Genomic DNA, 21,877 nt, shown 5'->3' with positions numbered 1-21,877 from the left:
GCCCGCCCACCCAGAGGAGTTCCAGAAATGAGCCGCACCGACAAGACGGATCCCGAACTCGCCCACCGCCTCAGCAGACGAGGCATGCTCGGCGTGGCCGCGGGCGCCACCGTCGCCGCCCTGCTGGGCGCGGCGGCCCCCGCCCAGGCCGCCGCAGGCACCGAGGCCGCCGCCGCGGGCCAGGGCCGGGGCCGTCCCGTTCTCCCGCCCGGCCGCCTCGGCATCCAGCTCTACAGCCTCCGCGACAAGGTCTCCACCCTCGGCTTCGCCCCGGTCTTCGCCGAGTTGGAGAAGTACGGCTACGACGAGGTCGAGTTCGCCGGCTACACCCAGGGCTCGGCGGGCCCCATCACGCTCGCCCAGCTGAAGCGACTGGCCCGCGACCACGGCCTCACCCCGATCGGCAGCCACGTCGGCTACTACGCGAGCGACCCGAACGCGTACACCTTCGCCCAGAACCTCACCAAGGTCCTCGACGACGCCCAGGCCCTCGGCCTGAAGCACATCGGCACCGCCGCCGGCCCCTTCCGCTACGGCATGACCGTGGACGCGATGAAGCGCGCCGCCCACGAGTTCAACACCTACGGCGCCGCGGCCAGGGCGCGCGGCATGAAGTTCTACCAGCACAACCACTCCGAGGAGTTCTCCTTCGCCACCGACAACCCCAAGGTCCGCCTCTACGACGTGCTGCTCCGCGAGACCGACCCCGACCTCGTCTTCCTGGAGATGGACATCTTCTGGGCGTACGTGGCCCAGTTCCGCTTCTCCAAGCGGCCCGACGGCACATCCGCGCCGTTCGAGCCCCTGGACTACGTCCTGAGGCGCCCCAGCCGCTACCCGCTCTTCCACGTCAAGGACGGCGAGAGCGACCCGTCGAACCCGTTCGGCTACCGCATGGTCGACGTCGGCGACGGTGACATCGACTACCAGAAGTTCATCTCGGCCGTCACCCGCCTGAAGGGCCACCGCCTCGCCCACCACTGGCAGGCCGAACACGACAACCCCGCCGAGTCCCTCACCTTCGCCCGCCGCTCCAGCGAACACCTGCACTCGCTGCGGGAGAAGTGCTGACGGAGGCCGGCGAACCGACGGCAGCAGGCGGCCGTTCCGTGGTGCGAGACCACGGGGCGGCCGCCTGCTGCCGTACGCGGAGGCGTCAGGCCACTTCGTCACCGAGCGGACGGGGGTTGGGCGCGATGTGCCGGTTGCGGGGCCGCCCCGGCGGATGCAGGAAGATCGCCACGAACCCGGCGAACAGCGAGATGGTGCCGGCGAGCACGAACGCGCCCGCGTAGTCCCAGGCGCCCACGACCACGGCGCCCATGCCGGAGCCGAGCAGACCGGACACCAGCTTGGAGCTGTAGACGAGACCGTAGTTGGAGGCGTTGTTGTTCTCGCCGAAGTAGTCCGCGGTCATCGCCGCGAACATCGGGAAGATGGCACCGCCACCGAAGCCGGAGATGCTGGAGAACACCAGGAAGAGCGGCAGGTTGCCGATGTTGCCGGACCAGAGGATGCCGTACTGGGACAGGCCCAGCACGATGCAGACGAAGATCAGGCACTGCTTGCGGCCGTAGCGGTCGGAGAGCCAGCCGATGACACCGCGTCCGGTGCCGTTGACGATCGCCTTCAGGGACATGGCCGTGGCCACGATCCCGCCCGCGAAACCGGCCTCGTTCCCGAACGGCACCTGGAACGCGATGCCGAAGATGTTCACACCCGACGTACACAGCAGGCAGAACCACATCAGCGCGACGCGGCCCGTCCGCCAGGCCTCACTCGGCGTGTACTGCTTCACGGCCGGCGGGTTCTTCTCCAGCGCGCGCCGCGCGCGCGGGTCGTCCGGCTTCCGCAGCGGGTCGACCTCGGCAGGCCACCAGTTCTTCGGCGGGTCCTGGAAGAAGTGACCGGCCACGGCGACGACCGACGCGAGAAACACGCCGACGCAGACGAGTACCCAGCGGAAGTTCGTCAGGTCCATGAACCCGGTGAAGATGAACACGAACGGCACCGAACCGTAGGCGAAACCGCCGTTGACGAAGCCGGTCTTGCCGCCCTTGCGCTCCGGATACCACTTGCCGACCATGTTCACGCAGGTCGCGTAGACCATGCCGGCGCCCATACCGCTGAACATGCCGAATCCGACGTACGCGACGATGACGTGCGGTGCGAACGCGAGGGACAGATAGCCGAGCAGGGTGCCGACCGCGCCCAGCATCATCGCCCAGCGGGCGGGCAGTTTGCCGCTCTCACGGAGCTTCCCTGCGGGGAAGGCCACCGCGGCCTGGAAGAACACCCATACGCCCAGCATCCAGAAGATGTGCTGGTTGCTCCAGCTGTGCGCCGTGTGCAGCGTCTCCTCGGCGGACGCGAACGCGTACTCCGCCGAGCTGATGCCCATCATGCCCACCCACGGCAGGATGACCATCCACTTGCGTTTGCGCCCCATGATGTCCAGGTCGGACTCGCCGACCCGGTACATCCGGCCGTTGGCGTCCGTCACCTCCCTGTAGGGGACGGATGTGGAGATGTCAGTTGTTGCCATGTCGATCGAACCCTTCGCGTGGAAGAAGTCTGGCCAGCGCCCCCTGTCCGTGCTTCTTTGCGCCGGGGCCCGCGGTGAGCGGTCGCCGCAGGCCCCGTGGTTCGAGCCGTCGCTCAGCTCATCGATCTCCCCCCAACAGCCGCGCCGCGGCGACGCTCGTCACAGCAGCCCCGCCGCCCGCGCCCAGCGAGCTGTGTCACGCCCGGGGACAACCCCCGGACCCCCGGCCATACCACAGCGAGCGCGCCCATCAGAGCAACCCCGCGGCCCGCGCCCAGCGATACTTCGCGCCGAGTACGGCCACCGGCTTCTCGGTCGTGTACGGGTACGCCACGACCCCACGCTCGAAGAGGTACTGGCAGGCCTCCTCCACCTCGACGTCGCCCGCGAGCGACGCGACGACCGGTTTCTCGATGCCCCGCTCGCGGAACTCGGCCACCACGCGCGCGGTGAGCTCGGCGAACACCATGGGCGGGGTGACGATGGTGTGCCAGTAGCCGAGGACGAGCGCGTGGATGCGCGGGTCCTCCAGGCCCAGCCGGATCGTCGCCTCGTACGTCGACGGAGGCTCGCCCCCGGTGATGTCGACCGGGTTGCCGGCCGCGCCGAAGGGCGGGATGAACTTCCGGAAGGACGCGTCCAGGTCCGGCGGGATCTCCATCAGCGTCAGACCGTTGTCGGTGACGGCGTCCGACAGCAGGACGCCGCTGCCGCCCGCACCCGTGATGATCACGATGTTGTCGCCCCGGGGAGCCGGGAGCACCGGCAACGCGCGCGCGTACTCCAGCATCTCGTTCAGGCCCGGCGCCCTGATCACCCCGGCCTGCTTCAGGATGTCCTCGTACACGGCGTCGTCGCCCGCCAGCGCGCCCGTGTGCGAGCCCGCCGCCTTCGCCCCGGCCGCCGTACGGCCCGCCTTGAGGACCACGACCGGCTTCTTCGGGACGGTCGCCCGCGCGGCCTCCACGAAGGCCCGCCCGTCCTTGAGGTCCTCCAGATGCATGGCTATGCACTCGGTGTGCGGGTCCTCGCCGAACCAGGTCAGCAGGTCGTCCTCGTCCAGGTCCGACTTGTTGCCGAGCCCGACGATCGCCGACACACCCGTCTTCGTGGTCCGCGCGAAGCCCAGGATGGCCATCCCGATGCCACCGGACTGCGAGGTCAGCGCCACCCCGCCCTTGACGTCGTACGGCGTGCAGAACGTGGCGCACAGGTCGTGCCACGTCGAGTAGTAGCCGTAGATGTTCGGCCCGAGCAGTCGGACGCCGTACCGCTCGGCGATCGCCACGATCTCGTCCTGGAGTCCGTGCTCGCCGGTCTCCGCGAAACCCGACGGGATCAGTACGGCGTTGGGGATGCCCTTGCGACCCACCTCCTCCAGCGCCGAGGCCACGAACTTGGCGGGGATCGCGAAGACCGCCACATCCACCTCACCGGGAACGTCCGTGACACTCTTGTACGCCTTGCGGCCCAGAATGTCATCGGACTTGGGGTTCACCGGATAGATCTCGCCGGAGAATCCGCCGTCGACGAGGTTGCGCATCACCGAGTTGCCGATCTTGCCCTGCTCGTTGGAGGCCCCGATCACGGCGACCGCCGAGGGCCGCATCAGCCGGCGCATCGACGCGAGGATCTCCTCGCGGGAGTACCTGCGCCGGGGCTTCGGCACCGACTCCGCGAGAATCACCCGGATGTCCGCCGCCACCGCGCTCTCCGGGGTGGCGATCACCGGGTTGAGGTCCACCTCGGCGATCTCCGGGAAGTCCGCGACGAGTTCGGAGACCCGGCGGATCTGCTCGGCGATCGCCCACCGGTCCACCGCAGGGGCGCCGCGCACCCCGCGCAGGATCTCCGCCGCGCGGATCGAGTCCAGCATGGAGAGCGCCTCGTCCGCGTCGACCGGCGCGAGCCGGAAGGTCACGTCCTTGAGGACCTCGACCAGCACGCCGCCGAGCCCGAACGCGACGACCTTCCCGAACGTCGGGTCCGTCACCGCGCCGACGATGACCTCCTGCCCCTTCGGCAGCAACTCCTGCACCTGGACGCCCTCGATACGGGCGTCGGGTGCGTACGCGCGGGCGTTGTCGACGATGCGGTGGAACGCGGCCCGTACGTCACCGGCCCCCTCCACTCCGACGATCACACCGCCCGCGTCGGTCTTGTGGAGGATGTCCGGCGAGACGATCTTCATGACGACCGGCCCGCCGAAGCGCGCCGCGTACGACACCGCCTCGTCGACGTCCCGCGCCAACTCCTCACCGGGTACGGCGATCCCGTACGCGTCGGCGATCACCTTGCCCTCGGGAGCGGTCAGCGCGCTCCGGCCCTCGGCCCGTACGGCGTCGAGGAGTGTGCGCACCCTCAGCACCCGGTCTTCGGCCATCAATCAGATCACTCCGTTCGACTTGAGCAGGCGCAGCTCCTCGTCGCCGAGCCCCAGCTCGCCGACGTAGACCTCTTCGTTGTGCTCGCCGAGCAGGGGGGAACTGGTCACGTCCACGGGGGAGTCGGACAGCTTCAACGGGCTGCCGACGGTCACGAAGTCGCCGCGCTCGGGATGCGGCACGGTGACGACCATCTCGTTGGAGACCAGGGACTCGTCCTCGATGATCTCCTTGGTGGAGAGGATCGGCCCGCACGGGATGTTGTGGGCGTTGAGCCGCTCCAGGACCTCCCACTTGGGGAGCGTGGACGACCACTCCTCGATGAGCTGGAACATCTTGTTGAGCTTGGGCAGCCGGGCCTCCGGTGTCGCCCACTCGGGGTCGTCCGCCAGCTCGGGCCGGCCGATCAGCTCGCTCATCGGCTGCCAGCCGACGGGCTGCACGATGACGTACACGTAGTCGTTCGGGCCGCCCGGCGCGCACTTCACGGCCCAGCCGGGCTGGCCGCCGCCGGACGCGTTCCCGGACCTGGGAACCTCGTCGCCGAAGTCCTCGTTGGGATATTCACGGAGCGGGCCATGTGCCAGCCGCTGCTGATCCCTCAGCTTCACCCGGCAGAGGTTGAGGACGGCGTGCTGCATGGCCACATTGACCCGCTGGCCGCGCCCGGTGTTCTCCCGCTGGTACAGCGCCGCGAGAATCCCCGCCACGGCGTGGATGCCCGTGCCCGAGTCCCCGATCTGGGCGCCCGTCGCCAGCGGTGGCCCGTCCTCGAAGCCGGTGGTCGCCATCGACCCGCCCATGGCCTGCGCGACGACCTCGTACGCCTTGAAATTGGTGTACGGCCCGTCCCCGAACCCCTTGATGGAGGCATAGACGATCCGCGGATTGATCTCCTGGATGCGGTCCCAGGTGAAGCCCATGCGGTCGACCGCGCCGGGTCCGAAGTTCTCGACCATGACGTCGGAACGCCGGATCAGCTCGGTGAGGATCTCCTTGCCGCGCTCGGTCTTGGTGTTGAGGGTGATGCTCCGCTTGTTGCAGTTGAGCATCGTGAAGTAGAGGGAGTCGACGTCCGGGAGGTCGCGCAGCTGCTTGCGCGTGATGTCACCGGTCGGCGCCTCCAGCTTCACCACGTCCGCGCCGAGCCAGGCGAGCAACTGGGTGGCGGAGGGCCCGGACTGGACGTGCGTCATGTCGAGGACGCGGATGCCTTCGAGAGCCTTGGTCGACGTTCCTGCGGTAGGGGTCATCGGGGGCACCTCACTTGTACATCGTCTGGTTCATGGTTCCGGGGGCGTACGCGTCCGGGTCGACCCAGACGTTGATGAGCGACGGCTTGCCCGACTCACGGGCCCGCTGGAGCGCGGGGCCGATGTCGGCGGGGTCGCGGACCTCCTCGCCGTAACCGCCCAGCATCTGGGCGAACTTGTCGTAGTGGACGTCGCCGAGGGTGTTGCCGACGCGCTCGCGTTCCTCGCCGTACTTGGCCTTCTGGCCGTAACGGATCTGGTTCATGGAGGAGTTGTTGCCGATGATCCCGACGAAGGGGAGGTCGTAGCGGACGAGGGTCTCGAAGTCCCAGCCGGTGAGGGAGAAGGCGCCGTCGCCGAAGAGGGCCACCACCTCCTTGTCGGGCCGCGCCTTCTTGGCGGCGAGCACGAAGGGGACGCCGACGCCGAGTGTGCCGAGGGGACCGGGGTCCATCCAGTGCCCGGGTGACTTGGGCTGCACGACCTGACCGGAGAAGGTGACGATGTCGCCGCCGTCGCCGATGTAGATGGAGTCCTCGGTGAGGAACTCGTTGATCTCGCTGACCAGCCGGTAGGGGTGGATGGGCGAGGCGTCGGACTTGAGGCTGGGCAGTCGCTTCTCGATGGCGGTCTGCTCGGCGGCGCGCAGCTCGTCCAGCCACTCCTTGCGCCTCGACGCACCCCCGTTGACGCGCCCGGAGGCCGCCTCGGTCACCGACTTCAGGACCAGTCCGGCGTCGCCCACGATCCCGAGGTCGATGTCGCGGTTCTTGCCGACGGTCCGGTAGTCGAGGTCGATCTGCACGACGGTCGCGTCCGGCGACAGCCGCTTGCCGTAGCCCATGCGGAAGTCGAAGGGCGTGCCGACGATGACGATGACGTCGGCGTTGGAGAAGGCGTACCGGCGGGAGAGCTGGAAGTGGTGCGGGTCGCCGGGCGGGAGCGTGCCGCGGCCGGCGCCGTTCATGTACGCCGGGATGTTCAGCGTGCGCACCAGCTCGATGGCGGACTCGGTGCCCCGGGTCGTCCACACCTGGCTGCCCAGCAGGATCGCGGGCTTCTCGGCGTGCACCAGCAGGTCGGCGAGCTTCTCGATGGCCTCGGGGTCGCCGGCCGAGCGGGTCGAGGCCCGGTAGGCGCCGGCTTTGGGCACCCGCGCCTTCTCCACCGGCACCTTGGCGTCGAGGACATCGCGCGGGATCTCCAGGAAGGAGGGGCCGGGGGCGCCGTGGTAGCACTCGCGGAAGGCCATGGACACCATGTCGGCGGCGCGGGCCGTGTCCGGCACGGTCGCCGCGAACTTGGTGATCGGGGTCATCATGTCGACGTGCGGCAGGTCCTGCAGGGACCCCATCTTGTGCTGGGTGTGCGCGCCCTGGCCGCCGATCAGCAGCATCGGGGACTCCGCGCGGAAGGCGTTGGCGACGCCGGTCACGGCGTCGGTCGTACCGGGGCCGGCGGTGACGACCGCGCATCCGGGCTTGCCGGTGATACGGGCGTAGCCGTCGGCGGCGTGGGCGGCGACCTGTTCGTGGCGTACGTCGACGACCTCGATGCCCTCGTCGACGCAGCCGTCGTAGATGTCGATGATGTGGCCGCCGCACAGGGTGTAGATGACCTCCACACCCTCCGCTTTGAGCGCCTTGGCGACGAGGTGACCACCGGAGATGAGGTCCTGGCTGTTGCCGTCGGGCATGGCGAAGTCCTGTCCCTTCGTAGGGGTTTCGTGGGGTCGTCCTGGGGTGTTCGTAGGGGTTGGAGCGGTCTCGCGGTTGATTGCATACAGTCGACGAATACTGTATGAAGCTTGTTATCCCGCATCCGATGGGTGGTGTCCAGGGGGCGTGCGGCACTTTTGAGTCAGGAGCCGGAATGGACCTTTTCGAGCACCAGGCAAGGGAACTCTTCGAAGAACACGGCATCCCGGTGCCGAGGGCCGAGGTCACGGACTCGCCCAAGGAGGCCCGCGACACAGCCCGCCGGCTGGGCGGACGCGTCGTCGTCAAGGCCCAGGTGAAGACCGGCGGACGCGGCAAGGCGGGCGGGGTGAAGCTCGCCGCCGACCCCGCCGCCACCGAACTGACGGCACGGCAGATCCTCGGTATGGACATCAAGGGCCACACCGTCCGCAAGGTGATGGTGGCCGAACCCGTCGCGATCGAGAGCGAGTTCTACGTCTCGTACGTCCTCGACCGCGCCGTCGGCCGTTTCCTCGCGATCGCCTCGGCCGAGGGCGGCATGGACATCGAGGAGGTCGCGGCGACCCGCCCCGAAGCCGTCGCCCGTATCCCCATCGACCCCGTCGAGGGCGTCACCTCGGCGAAGGCGACCGAGATCGCGCAGGCCGCCGGCCTGCCCCCGCAGACCGTCGACGTCCTCGTACGGCTCTGGGAGGTGCTGACCCGCGAGGACGCTCTGCTCGTCGAAGTGAACCCCCTGGTCCGGACCGCACAGGGCCGCATCCTCGCCCTCGACGGCAAGGTCACCCTGGACGACAACGCGAGCTTCCGGCAGACGCGTTGGGGCGACGAGGGCTTCGCGCACGACGACCCGCTGGAGGCGGCGGCCGCCGCCAAGGGCCTCAACTACGTGAAGCTGGACGGCGAGGTCGGTGTCATCGGCAACGGCGCCGGACTCGTCATGTCGACCCTCGACGTGGTGGCGGGCTGCGGCGCCCGCCCCGCCAACTTCCTCGACATCGGCGGCGGCGCCTCCGCCCAGATCATGGCCGACGGCCTCTCCGTCATCCTCTCCGACCCCGAGGTGAAGTCGGTCCTCGTCAACGTCTTCGGCGGGATCACCGCCTGCGACGCGGTCGCGGACGGCATCGTGCAGGCCCTGGACAGCGTGCGGTTGACCAAACCGCTGGTCGTCCGCCTCGACGGCAACAACGCCGCACGCGGCCGGGCCATCCTCGACGACCGCGACCACCCCCTCGTCCACCAGGCCACCACCATGGACGGCGCCGCGCGCCGTGCCGCCGACCTCGCCCACGCGATCTGAGGAGCCCGGACATGGCCATCTACCTCACCAAGGAGAGCAAGGTCCTCGTCCAGGGCATGACCGGCGGCGAGGGCATGAAGCACACCCGCCGCATGCTCGCGGCCGGCACGAACGTCGTCGGCGGCGTCAACCCCCGCAAGGCGGGCCGGACCGTCGACTTCGACGACCGTGCCGTCCCCGTCTTCGGTTCCGTCCACGAGGGCATCGAGGTCACCGGCGCCGACGTCACCGTCGTCTTCGTCCCGCCCGCCTTCGCCAAGGCGGCCGTCGTCGAGGCCGCCGACGCCGGCATCGGCCTCGCCGTCGTCATCACCGAGGGCATCCCCGTCCACGACTCCGTCGCCTTCACGGCGTACGCCCGGTCCAGGGGCACCCGGATCATCGGCCCCAACTGCCCCGGCCTGATCACCCCCGGCCAGTCCAACGCCGGCATCATCCCCGCCGACATCACCAAGCCGGGACGCGTCGGCCTGGTCTCCAAGTCCGGCACCCTCACCTACCAACTCATGTACGAACTCCGCGACATCGGCTTCTCCACCTGCGTCGGCATCGGCGGCGACCCCGTCGTCGGCACCACCCACATCGACTGCCTGGCCGCCTTCCAGAACGACCCCGACACCGAACTCATCGTCCTCATCGGCGAGATCGGCGGCGACGCCGAGGAACGGGCCGCCGCGTACGTCCGCGACCACGTCACCAAGCCCGTCATCGGCTACATCGCCGGGTTCACCGCCCCCGAGGGCAAGACGATGGGCCACGCGGGCGCCATCGTCTCCGGCTCCTCCGGCACCGCCCAGGCCAAGAAGGAGGCGCTGGAAGCGGTCGGAGTGAGGGTCGGCGGCACCCCCACCGAGACGGCCCGGCTCGTGCTCGCCGCCCTGGAGGACGAGGCCTGACCTCACTCCCATCTCTTGTGTCCCCCCGCCCCCGACTGCGCACCGAGAGCGGAGAAACCCATGGCACCACCCACCCTCACCACCCCTGCCCCTCTGACCCTCAAATCCGGCACCGCCTGGACCGACGCCTGGCAGCGGTGTCTCGCCGTCGCCCCCGAGGCCTTCCGGGACGACCGGGTCCTCAACCACTGGGGCGCCGCCTGGCGAGCCGACGGCCGGGCACTCCCGGCCACCAGCCCCGTCGACGGCAGCCCCGTCGCGGGCCCACCCCGCCTGGACGGCGCCACCGCGCACCAGGCGGTACGCGCCTCCCTCGACCAGCACCGCGCCTGGCGCCACGTCCCCCTCGGCGAACGCCGCGCCCGGGTCGCCGCCACCCTCGACGCCCTCACCCAGCACCGCGAACTGCTCGCCCTCCTCCTCGTCTGGGAGATCGGCAAACCCTGGCGGCTCGCGCAGGCAGACGTGGACCGGGCCATCGACGGCGTCCGCTGGTACGTCGACGGCATCGAGCCCATGGTCGAAGGACGCGTCCCCCTCGACGGTCCCGTCTCCAACATCGCGAGCTGGAACTACCCGATGAGCGTGCTCGTCCACGCGATGCTGGTCCAGGCGCTGGCGGGGAACGCGGTCATCGCCAAGGCCCCGACCGACGGCGGCGTCGCCTGCCTCACCCTGGCCGGCGCGCTCGCCGCCCGCGAAGGCATACCCGTCACCCTCGTCAGCGGCAGCGGCAGCGAACTGTCGGAGGCGCTCGTCCGCGCCCCCGAGATCGGCTGCGTCTCCTTCGTCGGCGGCCGCGACACCGGCGCCGCCGTGGCCACCGCCGTCGCCGACCTCGGCAAACGCCATGTGCTGGAACAGGAGGGACTGAACACCTGGGGCATCTGGAACCACACCGACTGGGACACTCTGACCGCCGTCATCCCCAAGCTCTTCGACTACGGCAAACAGCGCTGCACGGCGTACCCGCGCTTCGTCGTCCAGCGGGAACTGTTCGACGAGTTCCTGGCCGCCTACCTCCCGGCGGTCCGCACCCTCAGGGTCGGCCACCCGCTGGCCGTCGAGCACCCCGACGACCCGTACCCCAAGCTGGACTTCGGGCCCGTCATCAACGCGGCCAAGGCCAAGGAACTGACCGACCAGGTAGCCGAGGCCGTCGACCGGGGCGCCGTCCCGCTCCACCGGGGCCGGTTCGCCGACGCGCGCTTCCTGCCCGGCCAGGACACCGGCGCGTACGTCCAGCCCGTCACCCTCCTCAACCCGCCCTCGTCCTCCCCGCTGCACCACGCGGAACCCTTCGGCCCGGTCGACACGATCGTCCTGGTCGACACCGAGGCCGAACTGCTCGCCGCCATGAACGCCTCGAACGGCGCGCTCGTCGCCACCCTCTCCACCGACGACCACGCGACGTACGAGCGGCTGGCACCCCAGATCCGGGCGTTCAAGGTCGGCCACGGCACTCCCCGCTCACGCGGCGACCGCGAGGAGCTTTTCGGCGGCTTCGGCGCGTCCTGGCGGGGCGCCTTCGTCGGCGGTGAACTGCTCGTGCGGGCCGTCACACGCGGCCCGGCGGGGGAACGGCTGCCGGGGAACTTCCCCGAGTACCACCTCATGCCGTCCGCGGCCTGATTTGGCCGGATAGTGTCCGTCCGATCACCGCCGGTGAGACCGTGCGGGCCTGGTCGCCAAGGCCCGCACGGCCCCGTCCGGGGCCCGAACAAGCAGGTGGATATGCAGGTGAAGGGCGCTCCGAAATCTTGGTATTGTTGTCCATGTCGCCGCAGGGAACACCCCTGACCAGGCGGCAGACACCTGGTCCGGGTGGCGGAATGGCAGACGCGCTAGCTTGAGGTGCTAGTGCCCTTTATCGGGCGTGGGGGTTCAAGTCCCCCCTCGGACACATCGAACATCAACCCCATCGACCGGTTTCGGTCGGTGGGGTTTTTCGTCGCAGGGGACTGTCGTACGAGACCGTCGTACGGGAACGCCGTGCCGAAAATGCCGTGCGCCTGCGCCTCCGCTCTCCCTAGACTCACGCCACCAAGTGACGAGAGAGGGGAGCCCGGCCGTGTGTGAGCGCACCGCTGTCGTCGTTCCCCGTTCCCTGTACGAGGTGATCCTCGTGTCCTCGTCCGTCCGGTGCCCGCTGCGCGGCTGGTACCGGATGTCCGTGACGAACGCCTGACGGCGAACCCCTGTGCCGATGACGGAGCGACAGCTCCGTCCGTGTGCGCCCCCTGCCGTCCGCCCTCCTCGCACGGGAATCGCGCTGCCCCGAAACAGCTCAGCTGAAAGGCCACGGGCCATGCGCAGCAACGTCACCAACCCTCTGACCGCCGTCCGCAACCTGGGCATCCTCGCCCACGTCGACGCCGGCAAGACCACCGTCACCGAGCGGTTCCTGTACGCCACCGGGACCACGCACAAGCGGGGAGAGGTCCACGACGGCACGACCGTCACCGACTTCGATCCGCAGGAGCGCGATCGCGGCATCACGATCTTCGCGGCGGCCGTGAGCTGTGCCTGGGACGGTCATCGGATCAACCTGATCGACACCCCGGGCCATGTCGACTTCGCCGACGAGGTGGAGCGCTCGCTCAGGGTGCTCGACGGTGCGATCGCGGTGTTCGACGCGGTCGCCGGGGTCGAGCCGCAGAGCGAGTCGGTGTGGCGGCAGGCCGACCGGCACGGCGTACCGCGCATCGCCTTCGTCAACAAGCTGGACCGCGCGGGCGCCGACCTCGACACGGCCGTCGAGTCGATCCGGCAGCGACTCCATCCGACGCCACTGGTGGTGCAGTTGCCGATCGGCACGGAGGACGGATTCGTCGGAGTGGTGGATCTGCTGCGTATGCGGGCCCTGATCTGGGCGGACGGCGGCGACACGGCCGAGGAGGGGCCGGTGCCGGACGCCCTGCGGGACGAGGCGGAGCGACGCCGGCGGCGGCTGGAGGAGGCGGTGGCGGAACTGCACCCCGTGGCGCTGGAGGAGTTCTGCGCCAGGTCCACGCTCTCCGCGCACACGCTGGCCTCGGCGCTGCGCGACCTGACCCGCACGGGTGAGGGCGTGGTCGTGCTGTGCGGCTCGGCCTACCGCAACCGTGGCATCGAACCACTGCTCGACGCGGTCGTGGCGTATCTGCCCTCGCCGCTGGACGTACCGCCCGTACGCGGTACGCACGACGGTACGGAGCAGGAGCGGGCCGCCGACGAACAGGCGCCGGTCGCGGCGCTGGCGTTCAAGGTGAGCGCCACGGCCACGGGACGGCTGACCTATCTGCGGCTGTACTCGGGAACGATCCGGAAGGGAGACACCGTGCTGGACACGGGCACGCGGCGCACCGAGCGGATCGGCCGGATCCTGCGGGTCCGCGCCGACCGGCACGCCGAACTGGACCGGGCGGTGGCCGGCGACATCGTCGCGGTGGTCGGGCTGAAGTCGGCCCGCGCGGGCACCACCCTGTGCGCGCCGACGGCGCCGCTGCTCCTCGAACCCCCGCCCGTCGCCGACCCGGTGGTGTCGGTGGCCGTCGAGGCACGCCGGAGCACCGACACCGACCGGCTCGCGACGGCTCTCGCGCGGCTGGCCGAGGAGGACCCCTCGCTGGTCGTACGGACCGACCCCGAGACCGGGCAGACCCTGCTGTCCGGCATGGGCGAACTGCATCTGGAGGTGGCGGTGGAGAAGATCCGGCAGAGCCACGGGCTCGAAGTCGCCGTCGGGCGGCCTCGCGTGGCCTATCGCGAGACGGTCGTCCGGGGGGTGTCCGGTCTGGTCTTCCGGCACGTCAAACAGGACGGCGGGGCCGGCCAGTTCGCCCATGTCGTCCTCGACGTGGCGCCTCTGGAGCTGGAGCTGGAGGTGGACGGCGACGGCGGTGGTGCCCCCACGGGGTTCGTCTTCCGCTCGACCGTCGTGGGCGGCCGGGTGCCGCAGGAGTACGTCCGCGCGGTCGAGGCCGGCTGCCGTGACGCCCTCGCGGAGGGGCCGCTCGGCGGTCACCCGGTGACCGGCCTGAGCGTCACCCTGACCGACGGGGCGACCCACTCCAAGGACTCCTCGGAGCTGGCGTTCCGTACGGCCGGGCGGTTCGCGCTCCGGGAGGCCATGCGGGTCGGCGTGATGGGTCTCCTCGAACCCGTCGTGGATGTCACCGTCACCGTGCCCGCGGACGCCGTGGGCGGGGTGCTCGGCGACCTCGCGGCGCGCCGCGGCCGGGTCTCGGACTCCGTGCCCCGGGCGGGCTCGGTGGTGATCACCGCGACCGTGCCGCTGGCGGAGCTGTTCGGCTACGCGACCCGCCTGCGCAGCCGCACCCAGGGCCGGGGAACGTTCACCACCCGGCCCGCCGGGTACGCCCCGGCACCGGTGGCGGTGGCCGGCGACCGGTAGGAGAACGCGACGGTGCCGCCCGTGCTCCGCACGGGCGGCACCGTCCTCATCCATGGGCCGGAGGAGGTGTTCCGGTCAGGCCCAGGGGCTCACCGCCGTGAAGGAACTGTCGGCGCGGAAGGTGTCCGTGGCCTGGTACACGTCCAGTCGCAGCTCGTAGTTGTAGTGCCGGATGTAGCGGCCCGGGTAGTTGTACGACTCCAGCCGGACCGAGCCGGAGGCCGTGCCCGGGCGGGCGCAGTACGTGGCGTCCTTGTCGAACACGGTCGTTCCGTCGTCCGTGTCGAAGCGGAGCCGGTAGTCCCAGTGCCGCAGATAGCGGCCGGCGGAGTCACGGAAGGAGTAGCAGTTGCTGTCCGCGAGGCCGGGCACGATCGTGAAGGTCGCGCTCTGCTTGACGGCGGTGGTGCTGGAGGAGGTCACCGGGTCGACGTATCCGAGGCTGTCGGAGCGGACCACGGCGTAGCGGCCCGTGTAGTTGGCGGACCGCAGGGACCGGGTGGTGTTGGTCGGCAGGGTGACACCGCCGGAGACGGTCTCCTTGAGGACGGTCAGGTGGCGTACGAAACCGGTGAGACCCGGCAGCTCGGTCGGGGTCGACCAGGTGGCGAAGTTGTCGTAGCTGTCGCTGTACCAGTACTTCTGGTCGCCGTAGGCGTCGTAGTAGATCCGCCAGCCGCCGTTGTCGAGCTGGACGAGCGCCGGGCCCTCCTTCCCGGAGCCGAAGCCGGCCCAGTTGCCGGTCTTCTGGAAGGTGTACGGGCCGGTGAGGCTGGAGGCGGTGGCGTACTCGATGTACTTCGTCGTCTCGTTCTTGGTGAAGGCGTGGTAGGTGGAGCCGACCTTGACGACGAAGGTGTCGATGTAGTTCGGGCTGATGCCGGACAGCACGGTCGGGGCGGACCAGGCGGTGAGGGCGGAGTTGGTGGCCGTCAGCTTGTACGGCTTGAAGATCCACTCTCCGTCGGCCGCGACGGACGCGGACAGGATGATGTTGACGCTGCCGTTGGTGTCGACGAACCACTCGGGCGCCCAGGCGCGCTGCAGACCGCTGATCGGGACCGTGTAGTCGTACAGGAAGGTCCAGTTGAGGCGGTCGGTGGAGCGGGCGAAGCCGATGGTGGTGGAGAGCGCCGACCAGGTGCGGGTGGTGTAGGTCAGGTAGTAGTAGCCGTCCGTGTGCTTGAAGATGCTGGGGTCGCGGATCAGGCCGGAGGCCGGGGTGTACGCCGGGCCCTTCTGGAGGGTGAAGCCGGTCGCGTCCGGCGAGTCGTAGACGTACATGTTCGACTCGCTGCTGTTGGTGAACGCGGTCATGGTGTACCGCGTCGCCTGCCCGGCCGCCGGGTGAGCGGCTCCGGCCGGGGCGGCGAAGACGGTGGTGAGGCCCAATAGGGCGGCCACCGAGGTGATGAGGGCGAGGACCGCCCTGAGGGTTCTGCTCAACGCTCGTCCCGTCTCTGCGCGAACTGCCCTGAGGCGTGGGGTGTTGTTCGAAATGTCGGCTCTTGTGCGGAACTTCGGTCAGAAGATAAGAGGGAGGTATGTGCGCGTCAATGGATCGCGCAGGGATTGTGCGAGACCGGGTTCCGCTTACCCGTCGCCCACGTCGTCGCCGTTGCCTCCGACCTGGGGTTTCCCCAGGTCACGGCCGGTTTCCCAGGTGACTCACAGGAGGGCAACAGGAAACCCGTCGACCCCGGAGAGTAGGGGGGCAAGTCTGGATTCGACAGCAGGCAGCAAGACCCACGATCCAGGGGGAACGATGCGCAAGCTCAAGGCGATGCGGACCGCGGCGGCACTGGCACTGGCCGTCGCCACGATGACGGCGGTCGGCGCGAGCCAGGCACAGGCGGCCGACACCCGCGGTTGTCCGTCCGGGTACTTCTGCATGTATCCGGGCTCGGACTGGAACAACAACACGCCCACCTATAAGTACTACAACTACGGGACCTACAACCTCAGCAACGTGACCGGGAACTACATCATCTTCAACAACCAGACGGACGGCGCGAAGGTGCGGACGTGCACCGGCTACAACGGCACGGGCTGCGAGGGCTTCATGAACCCGGGCGGCTGGCTCGTCAAGAACATGACGCCGATCAACTCGATCGTCCTTCTGCCCTAGTTCCCCGCTTCGGGGGAGCAGCGGGGGAACGAATGTCCGGAACCGCCGGCCCGCGGTTCCGGACACTCGTGTTTCCGCCACTCCGGGTGAAGGCTTGGCCGTTGCGAGCGCCCCGACAGTAACCTGGGCATCCGTCGGCACACGGCCGTCACTGCCTTGGGGGACACCTTGGGGGACCCGCAGCTCGGAGATGTACCCGACTGCCGAAACGACCGGGACCGGACCGCGCCGACCACGCACTCCTTCCCTGTACAACTGCGACGACTGCGGCGGGAACGCGGACTGTCGCTCACCGACCTGGCACGCCGGACCCACTACAGCAAGGGCTACCTCAGCAAGATCGAGACCGGTACGAAACGCGCCACTGTCGACGTCGCCCGCCTCTGCGACCAAGTCCTGGACGCGGACGGGGCGTTGCTGCGGCTGGTGCAGCAGGCCCCACCCCAGGACGGCGACGGCGGACCCGAGGCCCACGCCGGGCCGCGGCAGTCGGGCGGGACGTGTCCCTACCGCGGCCTGTCGGCGTTCACCCCGCAGGACGCGGAATGGTTCTTCGGCCGGGAACGCGCGACGGCCGCACTGGTGGAACGGATCTTCGAACAGGTCGGCAGCGGACCGCTGATGCTGGTCGCCCCCTCGGGCGCCGGCAAGTCGTCCCTGCTCAACGCAGGTCTCGTCCCCGCCCTTCGGCGCGGCGACCTCCCGATGCCGGGCGCCGACCGCTGGCCGGTGGTGCTGCTCACCCCCACCTCGCACCCGCTGGACGAACTGCTGGAACGCACCGCCAAAGTGCTCGGCGGCGACCTCGGCCCCACCGCCGACGAGGTGCGGGAGAACCCCACCGTCCTGCTCGACTCCGTACGCGCGATGTCCGACGAACCGCCGACGGCCCCGGGGGACCGGAGGCCCCCGCCCCCGCGACTCGTCCTGATCGTGGACCAGTTCGAGGAACTGTTCACCCTCTGCTCCGACGACGAGGAACGGCGGGCCTTCGTCCGGGTGCTCCGCGCCCTGGCGACCACCGGGCCGGAACAGGACACGCACGCCCCGGCCGTCGTGGTGCTCGGCGTACGTGCCGACTTCACCGGAAGCTGTCTGGGACTGCCCGAACTGACCCCGGTCCTCACCGACGGGCTGTTCGTCCTGGAGCCGATGTCCGTGACGGAGCTGCGGGAGTCGATCACACGCCCCGCCGCACTCGCCGGTGTCACCCTCGAACCCGGCCTCGTCCCTCTTCTCCTGCGCGACGCCGGACTGCGCGACGAACCGGAGACGGCGCTCCAGGACACCGCGCGGGTCACCGGGATCGGCGCCCGTGAGACGCCGTCCGGCGCCCTCCCCCTGGTCTCCCACGCGCTGCTCGCCACCTGGCAGCGCCGCACGGGCTCCGCGCTGACCGTCGACGGATACGAACGGGCCGGCGGTATCCAGGGAGCCATCGCCCGCACCGCCGAGAACGTGTTCGCCCGGCTCTACCCGGCCGAACAGAAGACGATCCGCCGCATCCTGTCCCGGCTGGTGCTCGTCGCGGACGGCGCCGGGGCGACCCGCCGCCGAATGAGCCGGGCCGCCCTGATGGAACAGCTCGGCGAAGCGGACGGCACGGCCGCCGCCCTCGACGCCTTCGTACGGGCCCGGCTCATCACCCTGGACAGCGACACCGTCGAGATCACCCACGAGGCCCTGCTGCACGCCTGGCCCCGGCTGCGGGACTGGATCCACGCCGACCGGGCCGGACTCCTCCTCCACCAGCAACTGGCACATGCGGCCGCCGAATGGGGGCGCGAGGGCCGCGACCCGTCCGCCCTCTACCGGGGTACCCGGCTGGACACCGTACGGTCCTGGGCCGACGAGTCGGACGGCTGGAACCGGCTCGGACCCGGCGAGGAGGCCTTCCTGCGGGCAAGTCAGGCCGAGGAGGACGGTCGCCGCAGACAGGCCGGACGGCAGGTCCGGCTGCGGCAGTCCATGCTCGCCACGCTCGTCGTCCTGCTGGGGCTCGCCGTGACCGCCGGCGGGCTCGCCTACCAGCAGCGGGAGGGCGCTCTCGACCAGGAGAGGGCCGCCCGCTCCCAGGCCCTCGCCGTGCGCTCGGCGTCTCTGGCCGAGGGCCAGCCGGAGGCGTCGATGCTGCTCGCGGGGGAGGCCTACCGGGCCGACACCACCGCCGAGGCACGCGGCGCCCTGCTCAGCACCCAGTCCCAGCCCTTCTCCGCCCGGCTCGACGGCTATCGAGGGCCGGTCAACGCGGTGGCCTTCGCGCCGGACGACCGGACACTGGCGACGGCCAGCTCCGACGGCACCGTCACCCTGCGCAGCGCGGGCGGCGACCACCGCAAGCTCGCCACCTTCACCGTCCCCGGCCGCGTCCGCTCGGTCGCCTTCAGCCCCGACGGCCGTACTCTCGCGGCTACTTCGACGGACGGGCCCGTGACCCTCTGGGACGTCCCCGACCGCCGCCGCACGGCCCGCCTCTCCGCGAGCACGAAGGGCGCCCGCTCGGTCGCCTTCGACCCGCGCGGCGGAGCGCTCGCCGTCGCGACCACCGACGGAACGGTCGAACTCTGGGACACCGGGCGCACACCCCGGCGCACCGCCTCGCTCACCGGCCACGAAGGCACGCTCCACGCGCTGGCGTACGCCCCTGACGGCAAGACGCTCGTCTCCGCCGGCTCCGACGGGACCGTACGCCTGTGGGACACCGACCGCGCCCGGCGACTCGACGTGCTGAAGGGGCACACCGACGAGGTGCTGGGCGCGGCGTTCTCGCCGGACGGGCGCCAGGTGGTCTCCGGTGGCATCGACCGGACCGTACGGCTGTGGGACGTACGGGACCTGCGGAACGGCCGGGCGACCGCGACGTTCACGGGGAGCAGCGACGACATCAACGCCGTCGCCTACACACCCGACGGCGCGGCGGTGGTCGGCGCGGTCGGCGACGGCACGACCCGGCTGTGGGACGTGCGCAGCGGCCGGCAGACCGCGGTGCTCGCCGGACACACCGACTACGTCATGGGGGTCGCCGTGACCTCCGACGGCGCACTGCTGGCCACGGCCGGCTTCGACCAGTCCGTCGTCCTCTGGGAGCTGGGCGGACCGGTGCTGACGGCGCGTCCGTTCACGGAGGTCTGGCAGGCCGTGTACAGCCCCGACGGGTCACTGCTTGCCACCGCCGACACCGACCACACCGTACGGCTCTGGGACGCCCGCAGCCACCGGCTCCTCAAGCGGCTCAGGGGGCACACCGAGACGGTCTTCTCGGTGGCCTTCGCACCCGACGGCAGGACCCTGGCCTCGGCCGGTTCCGACGGCACGATCCGCCTGTGGGACGTGGCCGCGCGCAAGTACCTCGCGACGCTCACGGGCCACACCGGGGAGGTCTTCTCGGTGGCCTTCGCACCCGACGGCAAGACCCTCGCCTCGGCCGGCGCCGACCGCACGGTCCGCGTCTGGGACGTGGCCTCGCGGCGCCGGCTCGCCACTTTCGAGGGACATGAGGACTACGCCAACGACGTCGCGTTCAGCCCCGACGGCCGCACTCTGGCGAGCGCCGGCGACGACCTGACCGTACGGCTCTGGGACGTCCGGTCGCACCGCGCCCTGGCCGCACTCACCGGCCACACGGGCGCGGTACGGAGCGTCGCCTTCAGCCCCGACGGCCGCACGCTCGCCAGCAGCGGCAACGACGGCAACGTACGCCTGTGGAACGTCCGCGAGCGCCGCTTCGAGGCCGCCCTGACGGGACATACCGGCTCCGCCCGTGGCCTTGCCTTCTCGCCGGACGGCCGGATGCTCGCCAGCAGCGGCAACGACCGAACGGTGCGGCTGTGGGACGTCGCCGCGCGGCGGCCGTGGGCGACACTGACCGGCCACACCAACGCCGTGTGGGGCGTGGACTTCGCCCCCGACGGCAGGACGGTGGCCAGCAGCAGCACCGACGGCACGGTGCGGCTGTGGGACCTCGACCCCGGGGCCAGGCTGGCGGAGATCTGTCGGCTCAGCGCCGGAATAGACCCCGACGAACGCGTCAGCCTGTTGCCGGGGGTCCCGGTTTCGGCGGAACCGGCCTGCGGTCGCACCTGAGGGCGCTGATCAGCCGATGGCCGACCGCCCTGCTCGGAGGGGGTTTCCCAGGTGTTTCCCCGTTGCCCGATCGGGTGGGGCGACACCCGGACCTCGACGAGCGGGCCGGACCGCCAGCAGGCTGCTCCTCGACCGCACCGCCGCACGACCACACGACCGCCCCACGGCGCGAACGCACCATGGCGCGACCACGTCACCGCACGAGACACCCACGCTTGATCCACGACCACGCTCGATCCACACCCGAACAGGAAACGGGGGTCCCGGCATGGTGAGCCGGACCGCTTTCATCCGCACACTGATCACGCTCCTGGCCGTCCTCTTCTGGGCGCCGGTGTCCATGACCGCCACCGCGCAGGCGGCACCGGCCGCTGCCGCCGCCGACGACTGCCGCGCCCTCGCGCCCGGCGCCTCCGCGGCCGCCGAGCGGGCCATCGCCGCCGCCTGCGCCCAGGTCGCGGCCGGCACCTGGTACACCTGGGGCGGCGGCCACGGCGCTCAGCCCGGCGCCACGTACGGCCAGGTGGACCCCACCGACCCGGCCAGTGAACACGACCCCGAACGGCGCGGCTTCGACTGCTCCGGCCTGGTCCGGTACGCGTACGCCCAGGCCGCCGGCTCGGACATCCTCAACGGCGTGGCCAGTCAGCAGTACTACACGCACCGCGCCGCCGCCCGCTTCACCGCCGCCCAGGGCCTCGCGCCGCTCCTCCCGGGCGATCTCCTGGCCTACGGCACCAAGCAGGACCTCCAGCACATCGCCATCTACCTCGGCGCGGGCAAGATGGTCGAGGCCCGGCAGTCCGGCACCAAGCTCATGGTGAGCGACGTCCGCCTCGGCAACACCTACTTCGGCGCGGTCCGCGTCAACACCGGCCAGGTCACCGGCAACATCCACCGGACCTGGGGCACCGACGTCTGGACCAAGGCCGAGCCCCGCATCGCGGCCGACCGCGTCTACGCCTTCCCGTACTCCACCACCATCCGCGTCCACTGCCAGAAGCACGCGGAGTTGGTCTCCGCGGAGGGCTACGACAACGACGTCTGGTCCTACCTGCCCGACTACAAGGCGTGGGTCACCAACATCTACATCCAGGGCCCGGCCTGGCTGGAGGGCGTACCCGACTGCAAGGACAACCCTCCTGCACCGTGACACTTCCCGCACCATGACAGCACGCGCACCATGACG

Annotated in this window: 13 protein-coding genes and 1 tRNA gene; 9 read left to right on the top strand and 5 right to left on the bottom strand. The window is 70.4% G+C overall.

The window, feature by feature from the left end; all coding sequences use genetic code 11:
• The first annotated feature begins 27 nt into the window (after positions 1-27).
• Complete coding sequence (locus tag OG622_RS10335; RefSeq protein ID WP_371575065.1) at positions 28-1,071, top strand: sugar phosphate isomerase/epimerase family protein; 1,044 nt, start codon at positions 28-30, stop codon at positions 1,069-1,071.
• 85 nt (positions 1,072-1,156) lie between these two features.
• Here OG622_RS10335 and OG622_RS10330 read toward each other — a convergent pair whose 3' ends face one another.
• The 4 genes from OG622_RS10330 to OG622_RS10315 all read right to left on the bottom strand — a co-directional run bounded on the left by OG622_RS10330 (position 1,157) and on the right by OG622_RS10315 (position 7,878).
• On the bottom strand, positions 1,157-2,545 hold the full coding sequence (locus tag OG622_RS10330) for an OFA family MFS transporter (RefSeq protein WP_371575063.1): 1,389 nt from the start codon (positions 2,543-2,545) through the stop codon (positions 1,157-1,159).
• A gap of 250 nt (positions 2,546-2,795) precedes the next feature.
• On the bottom strand, positions 2,796-4,928 hold the full coding sequence (locus tag OG622_RS10325; protein ID WP_371575061.1) for an acetate--CoA ligase family protein: 2,133 nt from the start codon (positions 4,926-4,928) through the stop codon (positions 2,796-2,798).
• 3 nt (positions 4,929-4,931) lie between these two features.
• The gene (gene frc / locus OG622_RS10320; protein ID WP_371575059.1) at positions 4,932-6,182 is read right to left on the bottom strand and encodes a formyl-CoA transferase; all 1,251 of its coding nucleotides are present in this window, start codon (positions 6,180-6,182) and stop codon (positions 4,932-4,934) included.
• A gap of 10 nt (positions 6,183-6,192) precedes the next feature.
• Entirely contained in the window at positions 6,193-7,878 is a 1,686-nt protein-coding gene (locus tag OG622_RS10315) for a thiamine pyrophosphate-binding protein (protein ID WP_371575057.1), read from the bottom strand.
• 176 nt (positions 7,879-8,054) lie between these two features.
• Here OG622_RS10315 and sucC point away from each other — a divergent pair, with 176 nt between their 5' ends.
• From sucC to fusA, 5 genes are all read left to right on the top strand, one after another.
• Complete coding sequence (sucC, locus tag OG622_RS10310; protein ID WP_371575055.1) at positions 8,055-9,185, top strand: ADP-forming succinate--CoA ligase subunit beta; 1,131 nt, start codon at positions 8,055-8,057, stop codon at positions 9,183-9,185.
• Positions 9,186-9,196: 11 nt separating this feature from the next.
• Positions 9,197-10,081: a succinate--CoA ligase subunit alpha gene (gene sucD / locus OG622_RS10305; RefSeq protein ID WP_371575053.1), complete on the top strand. Its 885-nt coding sequence runs from the start codon at positions 9,197-9,199 to the stop codon at positions 10,079-10,081.
• A 60-nt stretch (positions 10,082-10,141) separates the two neighbouring features.
• Positions 10,142-11,713 (top strand): aldehyde dehydrogenase family protein, encoded by a 1,572-nt coding sequence (locus OG622_RS10300; protein ID WP_371575052.1) that lies wholly within the window; start codon positions 10,142-10,144, stop codon positions 11,711-11,713.
• A gap of 186 nt (positions 11,714-11,899) precedes the next feature.
• Positions 11,900-11,984, top strand: a tRNA-Leu gene (locus OG622_RS10295).
• Between the two features lie 405 nt (positions 11,985-12,389).
• Complete coding sequence (fusA, locus tag OG622_RS10290; RefSeq protein ID WP_371575051.1) at positions 12,390-14,477, top strand: elongation factor G; 2,088 nt, start codon at positions 12,390-12,392, stop codon at positions 14,475-14,477.
• A 75-nt stretch (positions 14,478-14,552) separates the two neighbouring features.
• Here fusA and OG622_RS10285 read toward each other — a convergent pair whose 3' ends face one another.
• Complete coding sequence (locus OG622_RS10285; protein ID WP_371575049.1) at positions 14,553-15,923, bottom strand: glycoside hydrolase family 43 protein; 1,371 nt, start codon at positions 15,921-15,923, stop codon at positions 14,553-14,555.
• Between the two features lie 319 nt (positions 15,924-16,242).
• On the opposite strand from OG622_RS10285, the gene OG622_RS10280 reads away from it, so the two are divergent.
• The 3 genes from OG622_RS10280 (at position 16,243) to OG622_RS10270 (ending at position 21,841) form a co-directional block, all read left to right on the top strand.
• Positions 16,243-16,605, top strand: a complete 363-nt coding sequence (locus OG622_RS10280; protein WP_371575047.1) for a hypothetical protein — start codon at positions 16,243-16,245, stop codon at positions 16,603-16,605.
• Between the two features lie 168 nt (positions 16,606-16,773).
• Positions 16,774-20,688 carry a helix-turn-helix domain-containing protein gene (locus tag OG622_RS10275; RefSeq protein WP_371584055.1) on the top strand — a complete coding sequence of 1,305 codons (3,915 nt, stop codon included), beginning with the start codon at positions 16,774-16,776 and terminating at the stop codon, positions 20,686-20,688.
• 268 nt (positions 20,689-20,956) lie between these two features.
• Entirely contained in the window at positions 20,957-21,841 is an 885-nt protein-coding gene (locus OG622_RS10270; protein WP_371575045.1) for an NlpC/P60 family protein, read from the top strand.
• Positions 21,842-21,877 lie beyond the last annotated feature (36 nt).

It is taken from the genome of Streptomyces sp. NBC_01314 (assembly GCF_041435215.1).
Classification (GTDB): Bacteria; Actinomycetota; Actinomycetes; order Streptomycetales; family Streptomycetaceae; genus Streptomyces.
This window is presented reverse-complemented; position numbering and strand designations above follow the sequence as displayed.

Excerpts from the sequence above, each read along its gene's own strand:
- OG622_RS10335 (WP_371575065.1), top strand. The coding sequence starts at position 28 with ATGAGCCGCACCGACAAGACGGATCCCGAACTCGCCCACCGCCTCAGC.
- OG622_RS10330 (WP_371575063.1), bottom strand. The coding sequence starts at position 2,545 with ATGGCAACAACTGACATCTCCACATCCGTCCCCTACAGGGAGGTGACG.
- OG622_RS10325 (WP_371575061.1), bottom strand. The coding sequence starts at position 4,928 with ATGGCCGAAGACCGGGTGCTGAGGGTGCGCACACTCCTCGACGCCGTA.
- frc (WP_371575059.1), bottom strand. The coding sequence starts at position 6,182 with ATGACCCCTACCGCAGGAACGTCGACCAAGGCTCTCGAAGGCATCCGC.
- OG622_RS10315 (WP_371575057.1), bottom strand. The coding sequence starts at position 7,878 with ATGCCCGACGGCAACAGCCAGGACCTCATCTCCGGTGGTCACCTCGTC.
- sucC (WP_371575055.1), top strand. The coding sequence starts at position 8,055 with ATGGACCTTTTCGAGCACCAGGCAAGGGAACTCTTCGAAGAACACGGC.
- sucD (WP_371575053.1), top strand. The coding sequence starts at position 9,197 with ATGGCCATCTACCTCACCAAGGAGAGCAAGGTCCTCGTCCAGGGCATG.
- OG622_RS10300 (WP_371575052.1), top strand. The coding sequence starts at position 10,142 with ATGGCACCACCCACCCTCACCACCCCTGCCCCTCTGACCCTCAAATCC.
- fusA (WP_371575051.1), top strand. The coding sequence starts at position 12,390 with ATGCGCAGCAACGTCACCAACCCTCTGACCGCCGTCCGCAACCTGGGC.
- OG622_RS10280 (WP_371575047.1), top strand. The coding sequence starts at position 16,243 with ATGCGCAAGCTCAAGGCGATGCGGACCGCGGCGGCACTGGCACTGGCC.
- OG622_RS10270 (WP_371575045.1), top strand. The coding sequence starts at position 20,957 with ATGGTGAGCCGGACCGCTTTCATCCGCACACTGATCACGCTCCTGGCC.